The sequence below is a fragment of the Variovorax sp. RKNM96 genome, from assembly GCF_017161115.1.
Classification (GTDB): Bacteria; Pseudomonadota; Gammaproteobacteria; order Burkholderiales; family Burkholderiaceae_C; genus Variovorax.
This window is the reverse complement of the sequence record NZ_CP046508.1, coordinates 1077645-1098693: the sequence shown is the minus strand read 5'-3', so window position 1 is coordinate 1098693 and position 21049 is coordinate 1077645. Positions and strand designations below refer to the sequence as shown.

Annotated in this window: 19 protein-coding genes; 6 read left to right on the top strand and 13 right to left on the bottom strand. The window is 67.5% G+C overall.

Annotation, left to right across the window (positions count from 1 at the left end):
* Positions 1 to 7 precede the first annotated feature (7 nt).
* The 7 genes from GNX71_RS05030 to GNX71_RS05000 all read right to left on the bottom strand — a co-directional run bounded on the left by GNX71_RS05030 (position 8) and on the right by GNX71_RS05000 (position 6418).
* Positions 8 to 910, bottom strand: coding sequence for a carbohydrate kinase family protein (locus tag GNX71_RS05030; RefSeq protein WP_206177303.1), 903 nt, complete (start codon positions 908 to 910; stop codon positions 8 to 10).
* 70 nt (positions 911 to 980) lie between these two features.
* Positions 981 to 2360: a zinc-ribbon and DUF3426 domain-containing protein gene (locus GNX71_RS05025; RefSeq protein ID WP_206177302.1), complete on the bottom strand. Its 1380-nt coding sequence runs from the start codon at positions 2358 to 2360 to the stop codon at positions 981 to 983.
* An 85-nt stretch (positions 2361 to 2445) separates the two neighbouring features.
* Positions 2446 to 3336, bottom strand: coding sequence for a 50S ribosomal protein L11 methyltransferase (prmA, locus tag GNX71_RS05020; RefSeq protein WP_206177301.1), 891 nt, complete (start codon positions 3334 to 3336; stop codon positions 2446 to 2448).
* Positions 3337 to 3352: 16 nt separating this feature from the next.
* Complete coding sequence (accC, locus tag GNX71_RS05015) at positions 3353 to 4702, bottom strand: acetyl-CoA carboxylase biotin carboxylase subunit (RefSeq protein ID WP_206177300.1); 1350 nt, start codon at positions 4700 to 4702, stop codon at positions 3353 to 3355.
* A 2-nt stretch (positions 4703 to 4704) separates the two neighbouring features.
* Positions 4705 to 5166 (bottom strand): acetyl-CoA carboxylase biotin carboxyl carrier protein, encoded by a 462-nt coding sequence (gene accB / locus GNX71_RS05010; RefSeq protein WP_206177299.1) that lies wholly within the window; start codon positions 5164 to 5166, stop codon positions 4705 to 4707.
* A 100-nt stretch (positions 5167 to 5266) separates the two neighbouring features.
* Positions 5267 to 5821: a TlpA disulfide reductase family protein gene (locus GNX71_RS05005; protein WP_206177298.1), complete on the bottom strand. Its 555-nt coding sequence runs from the start codon at positions 5819 to 5821 to the stop codon at positions 5267 to 5269.
* A complete protein-coding gene (locus GNX71_RS05000; RefSeq protein WP_206177297.1) occupies positions 5822 to 6418 on the bottom strand; it encodes a hypothetical protein in 597 nt (198 codons plus the stop codon).
* A 111-nt stretch (positions 6419 to 6529) separates the two neighbouring features.
* Here GNX71_RS05000 and mpl point away from each other — a divergent pair, with 111 nt between their 5' ends.
* The 3 genes from mpl to GNX71_RS04985 are packed head-to-tail and all read left to right on the top strand — an operon-like array spanning position 6530 to position 9776.
* Positions 6530 to 7942 carry a UDP-N-acetylmuramate:L-alanyl-gamma-D-glutamyl-meso-diaminopimelate ligase gene (gene mpl, locus GNX71_RS04995; protein ID WP_206177296.1) on the top strand — a complete coding sequence of 471 codons (1413 nt, stop codon included), beginning with the start codon at positions 6530 to 6532 and terminating at the stop codon, positions 7940 to 7942.
* A 9-nt stretch (positions 7943 to 7951) separates the two neighbouring features.
* Positions 7952 to 9265 carry a hypothetical protein gene (locus GNX71_RS04990; RefSeq protein ID WP_206177295.1) on the top strand — a complete coding sequence of 438 codons (1314 nt, stop codon included), beginning with the start codon at positions 7952 to 7954 and terminating at the stop codon, positions 9263 to 9265.
* Between the two features lie 10 nt (positions 9266 to 9275).
* Entirely contained in the window at positions 9276 to 9776 is a 501-nt protein-coding gene (locus GNX71_RS04985) for a cupin domain-containing protein (RefSeq protein ID WP_206179348.1), read from the top strand.
* Between the two features lie 9 nt (positions 9777 to 9785).
* On the opposite strand, the gene GNX71_RS04980 is transcribed toward GNX71_RS04985, so the two are convergent.
* The 6 genes from GNX71_RS04980 to GNX71_RS04955 all read right to left on the bottom strand — a co-directional run bounded on the left by GNX71_RS04980 (position 9786) and on the right by GNX71_RS04955 (position 17074).
* Positions 9786 to 10904, bottom strand: coding sequence for a 3-deoxy-7-phosphoheptulonate synthase (locus GNX71_RS04980; protein WP_206177294.1), 1119 nt, complete (start codon positions 10902 to 10904; stop codon positions 9786 to 9788).
* 228 nt (positions 10905 to 11132) lie between these two features.
* The gene (locus tag GNX71_RS04975) at positions 11133 to 11672 is read right to left on the bottom strand and encodes a hypothetical protein (RefSeq protein ID WP_206177293.1); all 540 of its coding nucleotides are present in this window, start codon (positions 11670 to 11672) and stop codon (positions 11133 to 11135) included.
* Between the two features lie 79 nt (positions 11673 to 11751).
* On the bottom strand, positions 11752 to 13212 hold the full coding sequence (gene tldD / locus GNX71_RS04970; protein ID WP_041942779.1) for a metalloprotease TldD: 1461 nt from the start codon (positions 13210 to 13212) through the stop codon (positions 11752 to 11754).
* Between the two features lie 56 nt (positions 13213 to 13268).
* The gene (rodA, locus tag GNX71_RS04965; RefSeq protein ID WP_206177292.1) at positions 13269 to 14423 is read right to left on the bottom strand and encodes a rod shape-determining protein RodA; all 1155 of its coding nucleotides are present in this window, start codon (positions 14421 to 14423) and stop codon (positions 13269 to 13271) included.
* A 32-nt stretch (positions 14424 to 14455) separates the two neighbouring features.
* Positions 14456 to 16312 carry an ATP-binding protein gene (locus GNX71_RS04960; RefSeq protein ID WP_206177291.1) on the bottom strand — a complete coding sequence of 619 codons (1857 nt, stop codon included), beginning with the start codon at positions 16310 to 16312 and terminating at the stop codon, positions 14456 to 14458.
* A gap of 6 nt (positions 16313 to 16318) precedes the next feature.
* The gene (locus tag GNX71_RS04955; protein WP_206177290.1) at positions 16319 to 17074 is read right to left on the bottom strand and encodes a response regulator transcription factor; all 756 of its coding nucleotides are present in this window, start codon (positions 17072 to 17074) and stop codon (positions 16319 to 16321) included.
* A 368-nt stretch (positions 17075 to 17442) separates the two neighbouring features.
* On the opposite strand from GNX71_RS04955, the gene GNX71_RS04950 reads away from it, so the two are divergent.
* Genes GNX71_RS04950 through GNX71_RS04940 form a run of 3 tightly spaced genes read left to right on the top strand, consistent with a single transcriptional unit; the run spans position 17443 to position 21046 of the window.
* A complete protein-coding gene (locus GNX71_RS04950; protein WP_206177289.1) occupies positions 17443 to 18036 on the top strand; it encodes a YqiA/YcfP family alpha/beta fold hydrolase in 594 nt (197 codons plus the stop codon).
* 48 nt (positions 18037 to 18084) lie between these two features.
* Complete coding sequence (locus GNX71_RS04945) at positions 18085 to 20145, top strand: ribonuclease catalytic domain-containing protein (protein WP_206177288.1); 2061 nt, start codon at positions 18085 to 18087, stop codon at positions 20143 to 20145.
* Positions 20146 to 20194: 49 nt separating this feature from the next.
* Positions 20195 to 21046 (top strand): energy transducer TonB, encoded by an 852-nt coding sequence (locus tag GNX71_RS04940; RefSeq protein WP_206177287.1) that lies wholly within the window; start codon positions 20195 to 20197, stop codon positions 21044 to 21046.
* Positions 21047 to 21049 lie beyond the last annotated feature (3 nt).

The window sequence follows — 21049 nt, the reverse complement described above, 5'->3', positions numbered from 1 at the left end:
AGGCTTCTTACAGGCCCAGGGCCTTGCGGTCGACCTGGTAGTTCTGCGGTCCGCGCTGCGCGATCTTGAGCGCGCCGATGCGGTTGCCCAGTGCCGCGCATTGCGCGAGCGGCCATTCCTTTTCCAGACCGAACAGCAGCGCGCCGCGCCATGCGTCGCCGCAACCCGTGGGCTCGACCACGGCGGTGGGCGTCACGCCCGGCACATGTTCGCGCTCGCCATCGATCCAGACCTCGCAGCCCTCGGCCGCCAGCGTGACCACCAGGCCGCGCACGCGCTTGGAAATCTCCGCCAGGCTCCAGCCGGTGCGCTGCGACAGCATCTTTCCTTCGTAGTCGTTGACCACGACCCAACTCGCGAGATCGACGAAGTGCTTGAGCGCATCGCCGTCGAACATCGGCAGGCCCTGGCCCGGATCGAACACGAACGGAATGCCGGCGGCGGCGAACTGCTCCGCGTGCTGCAGCATCGCCTCGCGGCCATCGGGCGCGATGATGCCGACCTTGATGTCCTCGCGCGCCGCCACCTTGGTGATGTGCGCCTGCTGCATCGCGCCGGGGTGGAACGCAGTGATCTGGTTGTTGTCGACGTCGTTCATGATCATCGCCTGCGCGGTGAAGGTGTCGTCGAGCTGGCGCACGAACTCGGTGTCGATGCCCAGCGAGCGCATGCGCTCCAGGTAGTCGGCGCCGTCGCTGCCGAGCGTGGCCATCGGCAGTGCGGTGCCGCCCAGTGCGTTGAGGCTGTAGGCGATGTTGCCGGCGCAGCCGCCGAAGTCGCGACGCAGGCCCGGCACGAGGAACGACACGTTCAGGATGTGCAGTTGGTCCGGAAGGATCTGATCGGCGAACCGGCCCTCGAAAGTCATGATGGTGTCGAACGCGAGGGAACCGCAAATCACTGCTGCCATGGGTGGACCGTTTTCGTTGAAAGAAGATGGATGAGGGAAGGACGATGGCTTGCGTGCAGGCGTCGTCCAGCTAGGGATAGAAGGCTTCCACGCGGTAGCCCGCGATGGGCGGCAACGCAGCCGATTCCGTCGGCGACAGGGTCAGCGGCAGCGAGGCCGCGCGATCGGCGCGCGCTGCAAGCACCGACGGTGCGCCGTAGTCCGAGGGCATCAGCACGCGCCGCACCACCGCACGCTCCTGCGTGTCGAGCAGCGAGAGTTCGACGGCCGGCATCGCGAGCGGCACGGTCGCGCCGTTGCGCAAGGTGAAGCTGAGCCGGTAGTCGTTGCCGCCGCTCTTCTCGCGCGCGAAGGCGGCGCCCTCGATCATGATGTCGCCGATCTGACGCAGGGCCGAGAGTTCGCAGCCGGTGTACTGGCACAGCGCCGCCAGCGCGGGACGCAGGCCCGGCTGGCGCGCGACGATGCCGTCGCGCTCGTGGCGAACGATCTGCACGATGAGCAGCAGGACAGCGAGCAGCGCCAGGACGACCAGCAGCAGCCGCACACCCTTGCGCTGCCAGAAACCGGGCGCCTGGGTGTCGTGCTCTTCGTCGTCGGAAAAATGGTGGTCTTCTTCGCGCTCCGCAAACATCGGCGGCAGCGAGACGGGGCCCTCCTCCGGCTCACTCGCCTCCCGGACCATCGACGACGACGCGGCCTTGGCGGCGGCCCTGGCCTCTCGCGACTTGTTGGCGCTCGCGATCTTGGCCGACTTGATGCGCGCCCGGCGCAGCGCCTTCTGCATCTGGACCTGGTCGTGGTCCTGCTCTTTTTCTTCTCCCTCCTCGGCGCCGTCGTCGAGGGTGGGCTCGACCAGTCCGTGCACCTTGGCGCGCGGGACGGGCAGCGGGGGAACCGGAGGCGGCGGAGATGGCGGCGGCGGCGCGAGATTCAGGTCGATGTTCGGGAACGGGGGCAGCGAGCTCGCCGGCGGCCGCCACGCGGGCTCGCTGACATCCAGGTCGGACCACGGCTCGTCCGCGATGATGCCGTGCGCGGGCAATGCGAGCGTTGGGGATGACGGGGATGGCGCAGGCGGCGGCGCGACTGCGAATTCAACAGGCCCGGGCTCTTCCGTCGCCGGCGGCGGATGCGCCACCTCGGTCTGGGTGCGCTCTTCAGGCTCGTCATCGAAGAAATCTGCGTCTTCGGAGGCCTGGGAAGGCTGCGACGGCGTGGACGGCGCGTCGGCCCGGCTCTCGGAGGAAGGCTCGAGCAGTGCGGGCGGATGGGCGTTCGCCGACGACGGTGCGGCGGGCACCCCGTCGGGCGATTCGTGCAGGTCGAGCGTCGCATCGAACACATGGCTGCACCGGCCGCAACGCACCCATCCGTCCGAGATGCGAAGCTGATCGCGCACCACCTTGAAGGTGGTGGTGCAGGCGGGGCAACGCGTGACGAGGCTCATGACCGGGCGATTGTAGGGTTGGGCCCCCGCCGTACGAGTGGCGCGAACGGCGCGCGGCAGTAGTGCGAAAACTCGGCCGCGCCGCTCAGCAGCGCGCCGTCATGAGGATCCAGCCGTCCTCGCTGTCACTGACCTCGAGGGCCGCATACGGCGCGTAGGCTTCTTTCAGCTCGTCGGCCTGGCGCTCGAGGATGCCGGCCATCACCAGCGATCCGCCCGGCGCCACGTGGCTGCGCAGCAGCGGCGCGAGCAGCTTGAGCGGCGTGGCCAGGATGTTGGCGAGCACGGTGTCGTAGGTGCCCTTGGCCGCTTCCGGCAGACCGGCATTGAGGCTGACGCCGTTGGCTTCGGCATTGAGACGGGTCGAGGAGACCGCGGCTTCGTCGATGTCGACGGCATCGATGTCAAGCGCGCCGAACTTCGCCGCGCCGATCGCCAGGATGCCGGAGCCGCAACCGTAGTCGAGCACGCGCTGCTTGGCAAAAGCGCCCTCGCCCTGCTTCGCGATCCAGCGCAAACACATGCGCGTGGTGGGATGGGTGCCGGTGCCGAAGGCCAGGCCCGGGTCCAGGCGGATCAGCTGCTTCGCCTGCGCGGGCGGCTCGTGCCAGGTCGGCACGATCCAGAACTCGGGCGTGATCTCGACCGGCGTGAACTGCGATTGCGTGAGCCGCACCCAGTCCTGCTCGGGCACATTCGCCACGCCAAGCACCGAGCAGCCTTCGAAGAAGTCCTGCAGTGCGAGCAGCGATGCGGCCTCGTTCGCAAGCGCCTCCTCGGCGAACAGCGCGATCACGCGCGAGCGCTGCCAACCCTCCTTGGGCGGCGGCATGCCGGGCTCGCCGAACAGCGCCTGCTCGGCATCGGTCTGCGCGTCGGCGTCCTCGACGGACACGCTCAGCGCATCGAGTGCATCGAGCGCGTCGCTGAGCATTTCGACCCGGTCTTCCGGTGCCATCAGGCGAAGTTCGAACATGGCGTCGTCTCTCGGGTCAGCGCTTGTGCGCTGCCAGCCACTCTTCGAGATAGTGGATGTTGGTGCCGCCGGCCATGAACTTGGCGTCGACCATCAGCTCGCGGTGCAGCGGGATGTTGGTCTGGATGCCTTCGATCACGGTCTCGTTCAGCGCCGTGCGCATGCGCGCCATGGCCTGCTCGCGCGTGTCGCCGTACACGATGATCTTGCCGATCATCGAGTCGTAGTTCGGGGGCACGAAGTAGTTGGTGTACGCATGCGAATCGACGCGCACACCGGGGCCGCCCGGCGGGTGCCACATGGTGATGCGGCCCGGCGACGGCGTGAACTTCCAGGCGTCTTCGGCGTTGATGCGCACCTCGATGGCGTGGCCGCGCATCTCGATCTGGCGCTGGGTGAACGGCAGCTTCTCGCCGGCCGCCACCATGATCTGCGTCTTCACGATGTCGATGCCGGTGGTGAACTCGGTCACCGGGTGCTCCACCTGCACGCGCGTGTTCATCTCGATGAAGTAGAACTCGCCGTTCTCATAGAGGAACTCGAAGGTGCCCGCACCGCGGTAGCCGATCTTCTTGCAGGCCGCGGCGCAGCGCTCGCCGATCTTCTCGATCAGCTTGCGCGGAATGCCGGGGGCCGGCGATTCCTCGATCACCTTCTGGTGGCGGCGCTGCATGGAGCAGTCGCGCTCGCCCAGGTAGACCGCGTTTTTGTGCTTGTCGGCGAGGATCTGGATCTCGATGTGGCGCGGGTTCTGGAGAAACTTCTCCATGTACACGGCCGGATTGCTGAAGGCCGCGCCAGCTTCCGCCTTGGTCATCTGGATCGCGTTGACCAGCGCCGCCTCGGTGTGCACCACGCGCATGCCGCGGCCACCGCCGCCGCCCGCCGCCTTGATGATGACCGGGTAGCCGATCGCACGGGCAATGCGCTTGTTGGTGGCGGCGTCGTCCGAAAGCTCGCCTTCGGAGCCGGGCACGCAAGGCACGCCGGCCTTGATCATGGCCTGCTTGGCCGAGACCTTGTCGCCCATCGTGCGGATGTTGTCGGGCGTCGGACCGATGAACTGGAAACCGCTCTGCTCCACGCGTTCGGCGAAGTTGGCGTTCTCGCTCAGGAAGCCGTAGCCGGGGTGGATGGCTTCGGCGTCCGTCACTTCGGCCGCCGAGATGATCGCCGGCATGTTGAGGTAGCTCTGCCCCGAGGGCGCCGGGCCGATGCACACGGCTTCCTGCGCCAGCTTGACGTACTTGGCCTCGCGATCGGCTTCGGAATAGACCATCACGGCCTTGATGCCCATCTCGCTGCAGGCACGCTGAATCCGGAGGGCAATCTCCCCCCGGTTGGCAACCAGGATCTTCTTGAACATGGTCACTCGATGATGAACAGCGGCTGGCCGTATTCGACCGCCTGCCCGTTTTCGCCGAGGATCTGGGTGATCGTGCCGGACTTGTCGGCTTCGATTTCGTTGAGGATCTTCATCGCTTCGATGATGCAGATCGTGTCGCCCTCGTTCACCTTGCTGCCGATTTCGACAAAGGCCGGTGCGCCCGGGCTCGACGAACGGTAGAACGTGCCGACCATGGGCGACTTGACCGCGTGGCCGGCCGGAGCGGCTTCGACTGCGGGGGCGCTTGCGGCGGCCGGGGCAGCGGGCGCACCTGCCACTGGGGCAGCAGCAGGCGGCGCTGCCAGGGTTTGCACATACTGCACCGGGGCGGCGCCGCCGCCCTTGACGATGCGAACCTTGCCTTCGGTTTCGGTGATTTCCAGTTCGGAAATATTCGATTCGGACACCAAATCGATCAGTGTCTTGAGTTTGCGCAGATCCATGGGACTCCAGTGCCGGCTTTGCCGGTCATTCGGATATAACTGGGCTGAAAATCGGCGATTTTCAGCGTTTGGTGGCTAACGCCAGCTTGGGCGGCCGATTCTAACCATGAACAAGTTCACGCCGCCAAGTCTCTAAATCGGCGGTTTCGAGCTTGCCCATTTTACGAGCTGCAACAGAGCCGTTACCGTTCAGCACCAGCGTGAAGGGCAATCCACCGCCGGTATTGCCCAGGTTCTTGACCAGCTCCGTGCCTTGCAGCCCGGCCAGGCCGGTGGGATAGGTGACCGGGGTGCGTTGCAGGAATTTGCGTACCGCGCTGGGCTGGTCAATGGCCAATCCAACCACTTGCCATCCGTTGGCGCCATGTTCGCGGAAAAAGGTGTCGATCATCGGCATTTCTTCGACACAGGGCGGGCACCAGGTGGCCCAGAAGTTCAGCAGCAACGGCTTGCCGCGAAGGCTCGAGAGAACCAGTTCACCACCCTCCGGCCGTTCGAATTTCTGGGCCCAGAAGGTCGCGTCGAGTTGCTCGCCACCCGCCGCATTGCTCCTGGCGCTGCGTTCCCGCCACCAGGCGCCACCCACCCCGGCAGCGGCGGCCACCGCCGCCACGCCGCCATAGAGCATGCCGCGTCGTGTCGGCGAAGAAGTCATTCACTTGTCCTTTTCTCTTTCAATCAGTCGGCGCAATGCGGGCAGGTCGCCGCGCGGCGTGCGCCCCTGGGCGTCGGGCTTGAGGGCGCCGCGCAGGTCGTCAAGGTCGTAGACCAGCAGGTGCACGCCGATTTCCTCGCCGAGCATGCGGCTTGGCGCATGCACGCTCAAGGCTTCGACCTGCTCACCATGGAAGCCGGTGACCATGCGCGGTTCGTAGTCCACGTGGTGGTCGATGAGGGCGATCTCGGCGGATTTGGAATCATCGCAGAACATCTGTATGTAGATGTCCGAGAGCCGTGTGGCCGTGCCGTGCCATACGGCGCCGCCGATATGCGGGCGGAAGGCGGCCATGCGCTCCATCCACTCCAGCGCCAGCAGGCGCAGCGCATGCAATTCCTGCGGCTGGGTGTCAGCACAGAAGAGCGCGATGTAGTCGCGCACCTCAGCCTCGACTTCGTCGTTGTTCGGCAGCGAAGTGCGCGCCGACAGCCCCAAGTCACGCAGGGCCCGGCGTTTGGCGGGGCCGTATTCCAGCCCTTCCTCGACGACAAGGCGGGCTGCGGTGGCGGCGATTTCACGCTTGGACGTGTCCATCGGGGCATTTTGCCCGCAGTAGGCGTCATGCACACGAAATCAACATGAAGCTCGGGGCGAAGGCCGGGCTTGCGGGACGAGCCCCTTATTCCGCCTCCCTAGAATCGCCCGATGCACATTCATATTCTGGGTATCTGCGGCACGTTCATGGGCGGACTGGCCGCCCTGGCGCGCGAAGCGGGCCACCGGGTCACGGGTTGCGACGCCGGCGTGTACCCGCCGATGAGCGACCAGCTGCGCGCCCTCGGCATCGACCTGATCGAGGGTTTCGGCGCCGATCAACTGGCCCTCGCACCCGACATGTTCGTGGTCGGCAACGTGGTGTCGAGGGCGCGCCTGCCCGACGGCAGCCCCAAGTTCCCGCTGATGGAAGCCATCCTCGACGCCGGCAAGCCCTACACGAGCGGCCCGCAATGGCTGGCCGAGCATGTGCTGCTGGGCCGCCATGTGCTGGCGGTGGCCGGCACGCACGGCAAGACGACCACCACATCGATGCTGGCATGGGCGCTTGAGCAGGGCGGCAAGGCGCCGGGCTTCCTGGTGGGCGGCGTGCCGCTGGACTTCGGCGTGTCCGCCCGCCTGGGCGACGGTGCCGCCTTCGTCATCGAGGCCGACGAGTACGACACCGCCTTCTTCGACAAGCGCAGCAAGTTCGTGCACTACCGGCCGCGCACCGCCGTGCTCAACAACCTCGAATTCGACCACGCGGACATCTTCGATGACCTCGCCGACATCGAACGCCAGTTTCACCACCTCGTGCGCACCGTGCCCAGCACCGGGCGGCTGGTGGTCAATGCCACCGAAGAGAGCCTGCAGCGCGTGCTGGCCCAGGGCTGCTGGAGCGAACTCGCGCGTTTCGGCGCAGGCGGCGAATGGGAGGCCCGCGGCTCGCACGACGCCTTCGACGTGATGCGACAAGGCGAGACGGTCGGCCGGGTCGAGTGGGAACTCTCGGGCCTGCACAACCAGATGAATGCGCTGGCCGCCATCGCGGCTGCCGACCACGTCGGCGTTGCGCCGGCCGATGCGGCGCGCGCGCTCGGCAGCTTTCGCAACGTGCGCCGGCGGATGGAACTGCGCGGCACAGTCGAACGCAAGGGCGGCGCGATCACGGTCTACGACGACTTCGCCCATCACCCCACCGCCATCCGCACCACGCTCGAGGGCCTCCGCAAGAAGCTCGACGACGCGGGCAAGCAAAGTGAGCGCATCCTCGCGGCCTTCGAGCCGCGCAGCAACACGATGAAGCTGGGCGTCATGGCCGCGCAGCTGCCGTGGAGCCTTGAATCGGCCGATCTTTCGTTCTGCCACACGGCCGGACTCGACTGGGATGCCGCCGCGGCCCTGGCGCCGATGGGCGACCGCGCACAGGTCGCCGGGGCCATCGAGCCGCTGGTGGCGCAGATCGTCGCGGCCGCACGGCCGGGCGATCACATCGTCTGCATGAGCAACGGCGGCTTCGGCGGCGTGCACGACAAACTGCTGCGCGCACTGCGCGACGGCACCGCCGCTTCCGCCGCCTGAGGTCCGGGTATGGCAACACCCGACGCCGCACTGCTCGACCTGCTGCGTCGCGTGTACGCCAACGGCAACAGCTACTTCGATGCCGACGGCAACTATTGCCACCGCATTCCCGACACCTTCGACGATGCGGAACGGCAAGCCCTGAAAAACGCCGGCCTGCAGCCCAACACCTTTGTCGAGATTCCGCACGACGAGGCGGTAGAGCGCCTGCGGCAGGCCGCGGCCGGAGTCGACCTTCGCCGCGCCGCCGACGCCTTCGTCGCCTCGATGGTGTCGAGCGACCTGGCCTGGCTGACGGTGCTGCCTGCCACCGCCCTCGGCCTGGCCATGCCCGCGCACCCGATGCAAGCCATGGGCGGCGGAAGCTGCCGCGTCTGCTTTCACCGCGAAGAGCGCGCGGACCTGACGATGCGCGCCTACTTCCGCCACCTGCAGGGCGCGGGCTGGGGCACCGGCGGCGGTCCGGTCGAAGGCCTGCTGGCGCTGGAGGCTGCGGGCAGGGTCGGGCTTGAGGACTGGCCCCGCCCGACTCCGCGCGACATCTGGGCCTTTCATCGTCTGCTGGACCTGCTGCGCGCGCTGCCGGCGGAAACGCGCTACAGCAAGGCGCGCGCCGCCCTCAAGGCCGCGAAGCTGCTGCGCGTGAACACGCCCTATCGGTGCGAGACGGTGCTCGAGGCGCTGGCCACGCTGGGGGTGATGCAGACGCCGGAGCACCCCGGCCTCTTCACTCGATGGACCACGGCGGCCGAGCGCGACCAGCGCCCTTCCACCAAGGTGGAAGTACCGGCGCCGCTGGGCTGGTGGAGCGCGGCGCATGGCCTCGACGAAGGCCTGCTGGACCGCCTCTTCGGTCATCTGGATTGCCCGGACCGGGAGCCGCTCATCGAAGAGGCCGCCACGCCGGCCCGGCGCAAGCCCGCGGCCGCTGCCGCGCGCGCCAAGTCGATTCCCGGGCCACCGGCTGAGGGCGATGTGTATGCCGTGCGCCTGCGGGAAGACCTGTGGACCGCCGCCTACTGCCACGAGGTGCGAGAGCCTGACCACCGCGGCATCGTTCGCGGCCGCGTGGAATACCTGGACCTGCTGTCGCCCTCGCCGCCTACGGCCGAGCAGATCACCAACCTCGGCTTCCGGGATCGCCGCAACGGCGAGCGCTGGCAGACCTGGGTGGCCGGACTCGGCAAGACCACTGGCGTGTCGCGCATCGCGGTCGGCGTTCCGCCGCCGCCGCACGACCAGCCGACGCCGGACCGCATGCCTTCCGGCCAAGCCAGCGACCTGAGACACTTGGCCGGCTGGCACTTTCCCACCACGCCCTGACCCCGTGAACATGCGCTCCACCGAACTCATCGAAACACTGGGCCTTCAGCCCCACCCGGAGGGCGGCTGGTACCGCGAGGTATTCCGTTCCGCCGCACAGGTGACGCCAGCCGATGGCCGCGCATCCCGCAGCGCACTCACCAGCATCTATTTCCTGCTCGAGGCGGGCCAGCATTCGCGCTGGCACCGGGTGCTGTCCGATGAAGTCTGGGTGCACCTGGAGGGCGTGCCGCTGGCGCTCTGGACCTGCGATGCCGCGATGCGCACGGCGCCGGCCCATGTGCGGCTGGGGCCGGTCGACGCGCACGGCACGCGTCCCCAGCATGTGGTGCCAGCCGGCCAGTGGCAAGCGGCCCGCCCGATCCAGGGCCATTCGTCAGGCGACTACACGCTGGTCGCCTGCATGGTCGGCCCGGGCTTCGATTTTTCCGACTTCTCGATGGTGCCGCCGGGCAGCGACGAGGCGGCATCGATGCGGCACCACTGGCCCGACCTGGCCGGGATGCTGTAGCGCCCCCTCTTAACCGCGGCGGGCCTTGACGGCCTGCGACAGCGTCTCGAGCACCTGCACCGAATCGTCCCAGCCGATGCACGCATCGGTGATGCTCTTGCCATATTCGAGGCCCGAGAGCTGGTCCTTGCCCGGCGTGAACTTCTGGGCGCCCGGCTGCAGATGGCTCTCGACCATCACGCCGAACACGCGGTTCGAGCCGCCGGCGATCTGGCCCGCGATGTCCCTGGCCACGTCGATCTGCTTCTGGTGCTGCTTGGAACTGTTGGCGTGGCTGCAGTCGACCATCAGCGTGGGCGGCAGCTTGGCGGCTTCGAGGTCCCTGCAGGCGGCTTCGACGCTGGCCGCGTCGTAGTTCGGCGCCTTGCCGCCGCGCAGGATCACATGGCAGTCGCGGTTGCCGTTGGTCTGCACGATCGCGACCTGGCCGTTCTTGTGCACCGAGAGGAAGTGGTGGCCGCGGGCGGCCGCCTGGATGGCGTCGGTGGCGATGCGGATGTTGCCGTCGGTGCCGTTCTTGAAGCCGATGGGGGCCGAAAGGCCCGAGGCCAGTTCACGGTGCACCTGGCTTTCTGTGGTGCGCGCGCCGATGGCACCCCAGGAGATCAGGTCGCCGATGTACTGGGGCGAGATCACGTCGAGGAACTCGCTGCCCGCCGGCAGGCCGATGCGGTTGATGTCGATCAGGAGCTGGCGCGCGATGCGCAGGCCTTCGTCGATGCGGAAGCTCTCGTCCAGGTACGGGTCGTTGATCAGGCCCTTCCAGCCGACGGTGGTGCGCGGCTTCTCGAAGTACACGCGCATCACGATCTCGAGCGTGCCGGCGTATTTTTCGCGCTCGACCTTCAGGCGCTTGGCGTACTCGACAGCGGCGGCCGGGTCGTGGATCGAACAGGGGCCCATGATCACCAGCAGCCGGTCGTCCTTGCCGGCCATGATGTTGTGGATGCTGCGGCGGGTGCCCTCGATCAGCGTTTCGACCGGCGTGCCGCGGATCGGGAAAAAGCGGATCAGATGTTCAGGAGGGGGCAGCACGTTGATGTCCTTGATGCGTTCGTCGTCGGTCTTGCTGGTTTTTTCGACGCTCGCATACCAGCTGTCGCTGGCCGGGGCAGTGTTCGTGCTCATGGTGCTGTTCCTTGTTGGAGTGAATATCGTCAGGGCATAAAAAAACCGCCGGGGCTTGAGGCGCCGGCGGTTTTGGGAGGGTGTTCGTTTGCTTTACGCGCTCGCCTCTCGTCCGCCGGAAACCGGGAACCAAAAGTAGGCAAAAAAGTAAGCGCGGAGGGCGGACATAGGGGCGGAATGTAGCACGGAAAACAAAGACCCGGCCAGGCGGCCGGGTCATGGGGTGGGTTACCGGTAGCCCGATTCGTTGGCGTTGTGAATGATCCAGATCAGGTTGCCGCTGGTGTATTCACCCATGCCGCCGCCCGCGAAGATCAGCCGTCCCTGGCCCTTGTAGGTCATCTCGAAACGATGGCGATCGCTGCCGAAATAGAACGGAATGAAGGCCTTGCCCGTCACGTAGGCGCCCTGGTCGGTCGGCGGGCCGGCGAGGTCGGTGACCTGCTTGGCGCTCATGCCGATCTGCAGACGGGTGAACTTGCTGTTGCGCGCCGGGTTGCCGGTGATCTCGCCTTCGTAGCCGTTCAGGCCCTTGACGGTGCGGCCACTGCCGGCTTCGACCTTGGAGGAATCGGTCACGTTGCCCTTGCCATCCATGCCCGCGCCGGAACCGCTGCGCGCGGGCGCTGCCGGAGCGGCGGCCGCGGGAGCGGGCGCGGCCTGGGGCTGGCTGCCCGAACCACCGCGCGATGCGCAGCCGACGCTGCCCAGCGCGACCAGGGCGGTCATGGCCCAGAGGGCCGCGGGCGAGTTGATCCTGTTCCCCATGAAATGCTCCTTGAATGCGTCGTGCGCAAAAGGGCGCAGCTTAGCAACCGGAGGAAACGCCCGGCAAGTGCCGAAAGTCCTAAGCCGTTCCACCTACCGTGAGCCCGTCGATGCGCAGCGTGGGCTGGCCAACGCCCACGGGCACGCTCTGGCCTTCCTTGCCGCAGGTGCCCACGCCGGAGTCGAGCGCCATGTCGTTGCCGATCATGGTCACGCGGGTGAGCGCGTCGGGGCCGTTGCCCACGATGGTCGCGCCCTTGACCGGGTACTGGATCTTGCCGTTCTCGACCCAGAAGGCCTCGCTGGCCGAGAACACGAACTTGCCGCTCGTGATGTCGACCTGCCCGCCGCCGAAGTTGGTGGCGTAGAGGCCCTTCTTGATGCTGGCCACGATTTCCTGGGGGTCCTTGTCGCCGCCGAGCATGTAGGTGTTGGTCATGCGCGGCATCGGCACGTGGGCGTAGCTCTCGCGGCGGCCGTTGCCGGTGGGCTTGACCTTCATGAGGCGGGCGTTCATCGAATCCTGGATGTAACCCTTGAGGATGCCGTCCTCGATCAGCACGTTGCGCTGGCTGGCATTGCCCTCGTCGTCGACGTTGAGCGAGCCGCGGCGGTCGGCGATCGTGCCGTCGTCGAGCACCGTGACGCCCTTGGCCGCCACGCGCTGGCCGATGCGGCCCGAGAACGCGCTCGAGCCCTTGCGGTTGAAGTCGCCTTCCAGCCCGTGGCCGATGGCCTCGTGCAGCAGGATGCCGGGCCAGCCGGAGCCGAGCACCACGGTCATCTCGCCGGCCGGGGCCGGGCGGGCGTCGAGGTTGGTCAGCGCGGCCTTCACGGCCTGGTCGACATATTCAGCGATCTTCTCGTCGTCAAAATAAGCCAGTCCGAAACGCCCGCCGCCGCCGCCGGAGCCGACTTCGCGCCGGCCGTTCTGCTCGGCGATCACCGTGACCGACAGGCGCACCAGCGGGCGCACGTCGGCGGCCAGCGTGCCGTCGGCGCGCGCCACGAGCACCACGTCGTATTCGCTCGCCAGGCCCGCCATGACCTGCGCCACGCGCGGATCGCGCGAACGCGCCAGCTTCTCGGTCTTCTCGAGCAGCTTGACCTTGGCCGTGCTGTCGAGCGTGGAAATGGGATCGACGCCGTTGTAGAGCGAGCGGCTCGAGGCGATCTTGCGGGTCGGCGTCTTCACGCGGCCGGTACGGCCGGCGGAGGAAATCGAGCGGACCGTGCGGGCCGCATCGAGGAGCGAGGCTTCGGAAATATCGTCCGAATAGGCGAATGCAGTTTTCTCGCCGCTGACCGCACGCACGCCGACGCCCTGGTCGATGCTGAAGCTGCCGGTCTTGACGATGCCCTCTTCGAGGCTCCAGCCTTCGCTGCGCGTGTACTGGAAGTAGAGGTCGGCGTCGTCCACCTTGTGGGAGGTGATCTCGGCCAGGGCCTTGCTCAGGTGCGATTCGTCGAGTCCGAATGGCGTGAGCAAGAGTTGTTGGGCTGTGGCGAGGCGCTCGATGGTGGGTTCGCGGGAGATCATTCCGCCATTCTAGGCAGCGACCCTCTCCCGTGCCGCTCCCAAGGGCACTCGGGCGCCTAGTTCTGCGCCAGCTTCCTCGCCCGCGCGATCGACATCAGGATGCCCAGCCCCAGCCCCAGCGTCACCATTGCCGTCCCGCCGTAGCTGATGAACGGCAGCGGCACCCCCACCACCGGCAGGATGCCGCTCACCATGCCCATGTTCACGAAGGCGTAGGTGAAGAAGATCATCGTGACCGCCCCTGCCAGCAGCCGCGAGAAGAGCGTCGTCGCGCTGGTCGCGATGGCCAGCCCGCGGAAGATCAGGAGGATGAAGGCCGAGATCAGCGCCAGGTTGCCTATCAGCCCGAATTCCTCGGAATAGGCGGCGAAGATGAAGTCGGTGGTGCGCTCGGGAATGAATTCGAGGTGCGTCTGCGTGCCCTGCATGAAGCCCTTGCCGCCGACGCCGCCCGAGCCGATGGCGATCATCCCCTGGATGATGTGGAAGCCCTTGCCCAGCGGGTCCTTGCTCGGGTCGAGCAGCGTACACACGCGCTGCTTCTGGTAATCGTGCAGCACCCGCCAGTCGACGCCGTCGGCGCACAGCCTCGTCTCGAAGCTCACGATCAGCGTCACGGCAATGGCGCCGATCAGCACCGGCGGCACGATCAGCTTCCAGGGAAGGCCGGCAAAGAAGATCACCGCCATGCCCGCGGCCAGCACCAGGAGCGAGGTGCCGAGGTCAGGCTGTTTCATGATGAGCCCGACCGGCACCGCCAGGAGCACCGTGGCCACCACGAAATCGAGCGGCCGCAACTGGCCTTCGCGCCGCTGGAACCACCAGGCCAGCATCAGCGGCATGGCGATCTTGAGGATTTCGCTGGGCTGGATCACCACGCCGATGTTGATCCAGCGCTGGGCGCCCTTCTTGGTGATACCGAAGAGCGCCACCGCGATCAGGAGCGCCACGCCCGCCGCGTAGAGCGGCACCGCGAACATCATCAGCCGCTGCGGCGGCACCTGCGCCACCACGAACATGATGAAGCCGGCCAGGAGCATGTTGCGGCCATGGTCGACGAAGCGCGAACCGTGGTCGTAGCCGGAGGAATACATGGTCAGCAGCCCGGCGAAGGCGAGCAGCAGCACGGCGAAGGCCAGAAAGCCGTCGAAGCCCTGGAAGATGGGCGCGATTCGACGCGCCAGGGAGGGCTGATTGAACACGGCAGACATGGGGGCGGATTATCCGCGCCCCGCACGCCACTTCAGCCGAAAGCGAGTTGAACGACCGTGCGCCCCGGTCGGCTTTCGACCGCCAGCCGCGCGCCGATCGCGCCGGCGCGCTCCCACAGCGCCCTGGGGACCTGCGAAGCGTCGAAGCCCCGGCCGTTGTCGATCACCCGCAGCCGCACCGTGTCGCCCTGCATGTCCGCCTCGATCCGCAGCACGCTCGCCTGCGCGTGCTGCAGCACGTTGGAGATGGCCTCGAACAGCAGGAACTGCAGCTGTCGCATCGCGTGCGCATCGAGCAGTTGCACCGGCCCGACCTCCTCCACCGCCCATTCGAATTCGATGCCCGCCGCCACCAGCCGGGGTTCCAGCCGGTAGCGCAGCGCCGCCAGCAGCGCGCCGACATCACCTGGCGGCAAATGGATCGAGTCGATCGACAGCTTGAGCTGGTCGAGCGAGTCGCGCAGCGTGCGCAGCAGTTCTTCCGAACTGGTCTGGCCCGACTGCAGCTGCCGGATCGCCGAGCTGATGTGCGAGCCCACGCCGTCGTGCATGTCGCGCAGGATGCGCTCGCGCTCGTGGGTGCGGGCCTGGTCGCGCGCCACCTGTTCGAGTTCGGCGTAGGTCAGCGCCAGTTCGCGCTCGCGTTGCGCCACCCGGTCGGCCAGCGCCGCGACCCATCCGCGCGCCTGGGTGCTCACCGCATGAAAGCGCCGCAGCACGATCAGGAGCAGCGCGATGCCGAAGAAGATCGACGAATAGCGCACCCAGGTGGTCTCGCCGTAGGCATCGCTCAGGCGGATCACCAGCCAGTCGCGCACGCCGAAGCCCACCGTCACCAGCGCCGCGAGGGCCACCAGCATCCGCTCGGTGCTCGGCTGGCGCACGGTCGCCACCACGAAGCCGCCCACGAAAACGCCAATGATCACGATCTCGACAGCGAGCCAGCCGGTGAGCCACAACGGTTGTTCGCGCTGCAGGGCCAGCGTGCTCGCCACCACCGTTCCGGCGACGACCGCGGCGAGCGGCCAACGCAGCCATTGCAGCCGGGGATTCCGGGCCCACCCCGCGAGGTGGTAGCAGAACATCATGGCCGACGCCGCCCAGCCCGCGTAGCAAGCCGCCATCAGCACGCCCCAGGGAACCCAGGGCAGCGGCGGCTCGGCGATCACGCCGTCGGCGACGCGGATCGCCCAGCAGAACTCGGCGAGTGCCGCCCATAGATAAATGCCATCGCGCCGCTGCCGTCCCACGGCACCGGTGTCGACCTGCGTCAGCCAAAGCGCCAGCGCGATGCTGCCGACGATCAGGCTGAAGGCCGTCAGCAGCACCGAGCCGGTGAAGCGCCAGGCATAGGCACTTTCGAAGAGTTCGGTGCGCACCGGCGTGGCGGGCCCGATGACGACGCGCGAGAGGCCGGCGCGCCGGGCGCTGTCGGCGCGCAGGCGGATCTGCAGGTGGTTCTCGCCGGCAGTCAGCAGGTGTCCCGGCACCGGCACATAGATCGGCGCCTTGGCGTAGTCGGCTCCGTTGGCCGCGCCCAGGTCGCCGTAGACCTGCAGCAGCGCCCCGTTGAGCTGCACCTCGAAGACGTTGCCCACGCGGGGAATGAAGATGCCCCAGGGCGTTTCCGGCGCGGCTGCGAGGGTGAACGGCAGGTCGAAGCTCGCGAGGCCGGGCCGGCCGCGATGCTGGCGGTCCCAGTGGTAGGACAGCTCGACCGGCCCGGTGCGGGTGATGCCGTCGACCGACGTCGTGATGGTGCCCTGGCGCAGTTCGATCGAGCCATCGTCGGCCTGGAGGGGCGCCCCCGCCGCCGCCGCCATGCCGGCAGGGCCGGTCACCAGCACCGCCAGCCAGAGCGAAAGCAGCGCCCCCAGCCTCGCCAGCATCCGTCCTCAGCCCGGATGAGGCAGCAGGCCGAGGCGCGTGGCCTCGAAGACCGCCTCGCTCTTGGAGTGCACCGCGAGCTTGCCGTAGAGGTTCTTGATGTGGGTCTGCACCGTGTGCACGCTCAGGCCCTTGAGCCGCGCGATTTCCGCGTACGAGAAGCCGCGCGCGATCAGCGTCAGCACCTCGTGTTCGCGCGCGGACAGCAGGCCCCGCTCGCTGTCGTCGAATGCGGCCTCGGGCGCGGCGGTGCCGGCGGCGGTGCCGGCGCCGACCATGCTGGCCGATTGCAGGCTGCGGTACTTGGCCAGCACCCGCCGCGCGATCATGGGCGAGATCGGCGATGCGCCGGCCTTCATCTCCACGATGGTCTGCGCGATGTCCTCGGGCGCGGCGTCCTTGTGGATGTAGCCCACGGCGCCGGCCTCGATGCTGGCGAGCACGTTCTCCTCGTCGCCGAAGACCGACACCACCAGCGGCTCGCACCCGGGAAAGCGCGCGACGGCGTCGCGGATCACGTCGAGACCCGTGCCGTCGGGCATGCCGAGGTCGACCAGCAGGACGTCGGGAATCGTCGCGGTGCGCGCCAGCCAGCCCAGCGCCTCCTGTACGGTGCCCGCGCTGCCGAGCCAGAAAAGGCGCGGGCTGCGCTGCACGCTGGCTTCGAAGAAGGCGCGCGCGCGGCTGTCGTCCTCGACCACGAGCACACCCCATCGGCGCAGCGTGCCGTCATCCGGTACCTCTGTATTCATGGCATGAAGCATAAGCCTCGGCGCACCCCCGAACGCCGCGCATGCATACCCCTTTCATGGGATGCGCACCGCGGATCGCGTCCCGAGAATTGGGCGTTTTCTTTTTCTTTTTTGCCGCGGGTTCATCGCCGTGCGTGCGACGCCGGCAACGAGGAGCAGCCCATGAATACTTTCGAACTCCAGCCAGGCGACCATCGCAGGGCCGAGGCCGACGGAACGTTCATGCGGTGTAAGTAGTTATGAGTTATCGCTTTCCCCAAGAACCCCTCGCCGCAGGGTTTTTGAATGCCGCAAGCCGCTTTGCAGGCACGGACCTCATGCAGAATTACCGCGTCTCGGCCAGCGAGGTGCGGCGTTCGCACCTTCCCGCCCTTCCCCCCATGGACCCGCAAACCACCCATCTGCTGTACCTGCACGGCTTCCGTTCCTCGCCCCGTTCGACCAAGGCGAAGCTCGTGGCGCAGCGCGTGGCGCAGGCGCATCCCAACCTGGAATGGTGGTGCCCGCAACTGCCGCCCTCGCCGCACGACGCCATCGACATGGTGATGAAGGGCATCGCGCACTGGCCGCGCAAGTCGATGGCCGTGATCGGCTCGTCGCTGGGCGGCTTCTACGCCACCTATGTCGCCGGCATGACGCGTTGCCGCGCGGTGCTGCTCAACCCGGCCGTGTACCCGGCGCGCGACCTCACGCTCTACATCGGCGACCAGACCGTCTGGCACGACCCGGCCGAGCATTTCTATTTCCGGCCCGAGTACATCCACGAACTGCGCGCCATGGAAGTCGGCTCGCTCACGCGGCCCGAACGCGTGTTCGCGATCATCGCCAAGGGCGACGAGGCGCTCGACTGGCACGAGATGTCGGCACGCTATCCGGACAGCAACATCAAGCTGCTGGAAGGCGGCGACCATGCGCTGTCGGATTTCGAGACGGCGCACCTCGACGACGTGATGGCGTTCATCAATCCAGTCTGAGCATCGCCGGGCCGGGCCGCCCCATCCAGCATGGGACAATCCGCGCCTATGTTTGTATTGTTTGAAGAAGCCGGCAAGTACCTCGGCGGCCGTGTCCTGTCGGAGGCCGAAGCCTCGGCGCAGGTCGAGCTCGAGACCGGCAAGCGCGTCAAGGTCAAGGGCGCCAACATCGTTCTGCGTTTCGAGAAACCGTCCCCGGCCGAGCTGATCGCCGAGGCGCGCACGCTCGCCGCCGCGATGGACCTCGACCTGGCCTGGGAATTCGCAGCCGAAGGCGAGTTCGGCTTTGCCGACCTGGCCGCCGACTATTTCAGCGACAAGCCCACGCTCGCCCAGCAGGCCGCCGCGCTGTTCGCGCTCTTCGAGGCGCCGCACTACTTCCGCCGCGCGGGCAAGGGGCGCTTCAAGAAGGCGCCGGCCGAAATCGTGCAGCAGGCGCTCGCCGCCATCGAGAAGAAGAAAGTCATCCAGGCGCAGATCGTCGAATGGGCCGGGCAGCTGGCCGAGGGCGTGTGCCCTCAGCCGATCCGCGAGCAGCTCTACAAGATCCTGTTCAAGCCCGACAAGAACGCGCCCGAATACAAGGCCGTGGTCGACGCCGCGCGCGCCACGCAGCGCCCCCCGCTCGACCTGCTGGAGCGCGCCGGCGCGATCGACTCGCCCTACCAGTTCCACTGGCGGCGCTTCCTGTTCGAGAACTTCCCCAAGGGCACCGGCTTTCCGGCGCTCGCGGCACCGGCCATCGTGGACGAGCTGCCCGTCGCCACCGGCGTCGAGGCCTTCTCGATCGACGATTCGCAGACCACCGAAATCGACGACGCACTGTCGGTGCAAGGCCTTGGCAGCGGCACCGTCACGGTCGGCATCCATATCGCGGCACCGGCCCTGGCGCTCACGCCCGGCAGTGCCATCGACAACGTGGCGCGTGCACGCATGTCGACGGTCTACATGCCGGGCTACAAGATCACGATGCTGCCCGACGAGGTGGTGAACACCTACACGCTGCTCGAAGGCGCCGACCGCCCGGCCGTGTCTCTCTACGCGCGCTTCGACGAAACCACGCTCGAGCTGCAAGGCACCGAGACCAAGCTGGAGCGCGTGCCGATCGTCGCCAACCTGCGCCACGACCAGCTCGACAGCGTCGTCACGCAGCCCTGGCTCGAAGACGCCGCGGTCACGAGCGAGAACACGCCTGAAGCTGCAGCGAACCTGCGCGCCCCGCTCTCCTTCCTGTTCCGCCTCGCCAAGCAATTGAAGGCGCAGCGCGAAGTGGTGCGCGGCAAGCCAGAGAACTTCAACCGGCCCGACTACAACTTCCGCCTCGTCGGCAACGACGGCAACGAACCCACCGGCAACGAACAGGTGCAGATCACCACGCGCCAACGCGGCGCGCCGCTCGACCTGATCGTCTCGGAAGCGATGATCCTGGCCAACAGCAGCTGGGGCGGCTGGCTCGGCGAACTCGGCGTGCCCGGGCTCTACCGCAGCCAGGCGAGCCTGGCGCCCGGCATCAAGGTGCGCATGGGCACGCGCGCGCTGCCGCACGCGGGCCTGGGCGTGAAGAGCTATGCATGGAGCACCTCGCCGCTGCGCCGCTACACCGACCTGGTGAACCAGTGGCAGATCATCGCCGCCGCCCGCCACGGCAAGACCGCCGCGCTGGCTGCGCCCTTCAAGCCGAAGGACGCCGACCTGTTCTCGATCCTCTCGGGCTTCGACGCCGCCTATGCAACCTACAACGGCTACCAGGGCGGCATGGAACGCTTCTGGACGCTCAAGTACCTGCAGCAGAACGGCATCACCGAGCTCGAAGCGACCGTCATCAAGGACATTCCCAACGGCGCGCTGGTGCGTGCCGATGCGCTGCCGCTGGTGTTCCCGGTGGCCGGCCAGCAGGAGCGCGGTGCGCGCCTGCGGGTGAAGCTCGGCGAGATCGACGAGATCGCGCTCGACGTGAGCGGCACCGTGCTCGAACGCCTCGATGCGCCGAAGGCCGATGCCTCCGCGGAAGACGAGAGCGGCGAGGACGAAGAAGAAGTCGCCGGCCCGATCGCCATTGCCGTCGACCTGAGCGACAGCGAGGCCGCACCGGAAAACACACCTGCATGAACTCCGGCGGAACGTCCGGAGAAATGCAGCCCCTGGAGGAGTTTCGAGAATGAACTTCAAGGACCTCAGCACGCTGCAGATTGCCCTGGGCGTGTCGGTCATTGCGCATGCCGCGCTGCTGGCGGTGCGCTTCGTCGATCCCGAGTCGTTCAACCGTGCGTTCACCGACACGCCGCTCGAGGTGATCCTGGTCAACAGCAAGACCAAGGAGCGGCCCGACGCGAATGCCAAGCTGATGGCGCAGACCTCGCTCGCGGGCGGCGGCGATCTCGACAAGGGGCGCGCGACCAGCCCGCTGCCGCCGTCGAGCTTCACCGCCGTGGGCGATTCGTTCGAGGACGCGCGCAAACAGGTCGACGCCCTGCAGGCCGAGCAGATGCAGATGATCACGCAGTTGCGGCGCGACATCGCCGCGATGCCGGTGCGCGATCCGCGCAATGCGGGCGATCCGACCGAAGCCGCCGCGCAGGAAGAAAAGCGCCGCCAGATGGTCGAGCTGCTGGCCCAGATCGAGCGCCGGGTGAACGAGGAAAACTCGCGCCCCAAGAAGCGCTACATCAGCCCTTCCACGCGCGAAGCCGCCTTCGCGGTGTACGTGGACACCATGCTGCGCCGCGTCGAGGCGCGCGCCGCGGAAAACTTCCCCGAGCTGGCCGGCAAGAAGCTGTACGGCGAACTCAAGATGACGCTGACCGTCAACTTCGACGGCAACGTGCTCGCCACCGTGGTCGACCAGAGCTCGGGCAACATCGCGCTCGACCGACGGGCACAGGCGATCGTTCGCAGCACCGGCAACTTCGGCAAGTTCACGACCGCCATGCGCCAGGAGCAGGCCGACCAGATGGTGATCCAGGGCACGTTCCGCTTCGCGCGCGACGGCACGATGGAAATCTCCCAATAAACA

Excerpts from the sequence above, each read along its gene's own strand:
- GNX71_RS05030 (WP_206177303.1), bottom strand. The coding sequence starts at position 910 with ATGGCAGCAGTGATTTGCGGTTCCCTCGCGTTCGACACCATCATGACT.
- GNX71_RS05025 (WP_206177302.1), bottom strand. The coding sequence starts at position 2,360 with ATGAGCCTCGTCACGCGTTGCCCCGCCTGCACCACCACCTTCAAGGTG.
- prmA (WP_206177301.1), bottom strand. The coding sequence starts at position 3,336 with ATGTTCGAACTTCGCCTGATGGCACCGGAAGACCGGGTCGAAATGCTC.
- accC (WP_206177300.1), bottom strand. The coding sequence starts at position 4,702 with ATGTTCAAGAAGATCCTGGTTGCCAACCGGGGGGAGATTGCCCTCCGG.
- accB (WP_206177299.1), bottom strand. The coding sequence starts at position 5,166 with ATGGATCTGCGCAAACTCAAGACACTGATCGATTTGGTGTCCGAATCG.
- GNX71_RS05005 (WP_206177298.1), bottom strand. The coding sequence starts at position 5,821 with ATGACTTCTTCGCCGACACGACGCGGCATGCTCTATGGCGGCGTGGCG.
- GNX71_RS05000 (WP_206177297.1), bottom strand. The coding sequence starts at position 6,418 with ATGGACACGTCCAAGCGTGAAATCGCCGCCACCGCAGCCCGCCTTGTC.
- mpl (WP_206177296.1), top strand. The coding sequence starts at position 6,530 with ATGCACATTCATATTCTGGGTATCTGCGGCACGTTCATGGGCGGACTG.
- GNX71_RS04990 (WP_206177295.1), top strand. The coding sequence starts at position 7,952 with ATGGCAACACCCGACGCCGCACTGCTCGACCTGCTGCGTCGCGTGTAC.
- GNX71_RS04985 (WP_206179348.1), top strand. The coding sequence starts at position 9,276 with ATGCGCTCCACCGAACTCATCGAAACACTGGGCCTTCAGCCCCACCCG.
- GNX71_RS04980 (WP_206177294.1), bottom strand. The coding sequence starts at position 10,904 with ATGAGCACGAACACTGCCCCGGCCAGCGACAGCTGGTATGCGAGCGTC.
- GNX71_RS04975 (WP_206177293.1), bottom strand. The coding sequence starts at position 11,672 with ATGGGGAACAGGATCAACTCGCCCGCGGCCCTCTGGGCCATGACCGCC.
- tldD (WP_041942779.1), bottom strand. The coding sequence starts at position 13,212 with ATGATCTCCCGCGAACCCACCATCGAGCGCCTCGCCACAGCCCAACAA.
- rodA (WP_206177292.1), bottom strand. The coding sequence starts at position 14,423 with ATGTCTGCCGTGTTCAATCAGCCCTCCCTGGCGCGTCGAATCGCGCCC.
- GNX71_RS04960 (WP_206177291.1), bottom strand. The coding sequence starts at position 16,312 with ATGCTGGCGAGGCTGGGGGCGCTGCTTTCGCTCTGGCTGGCGGTGCTG.
- GNX71_RS04955 (WP_206177290.1), bottom strand. The coding sequence starts at position 17,074 with ATGCTTCATGCCATGAATACAGAGGTACCGGATGACGGCACGCTGCGC.
- GNX71_RS04950 (WP_206177289.1), top strand. The coding sequence starts at position 17,443 with ATGGACCCGCAAACCACCCATCTGCTGTACCTGCACGGCTTCCGTTCC.
- GNX71_RS04945 (WP_206177288.1), top strand. The coding sequence starts at position 18,085 with ATGTTTGTATTGTTTGAAGAAGCCGGCAAGTACCTCGGCGGCCGTGTC.
- GNX71_RS04940 (WP_206177287.1), top strand. The coding sequence starts at position 20,195 with ATGAACTTCAAGGACCTCAGCACGCTGCAGATTGCCCTGGGCGTGTCG.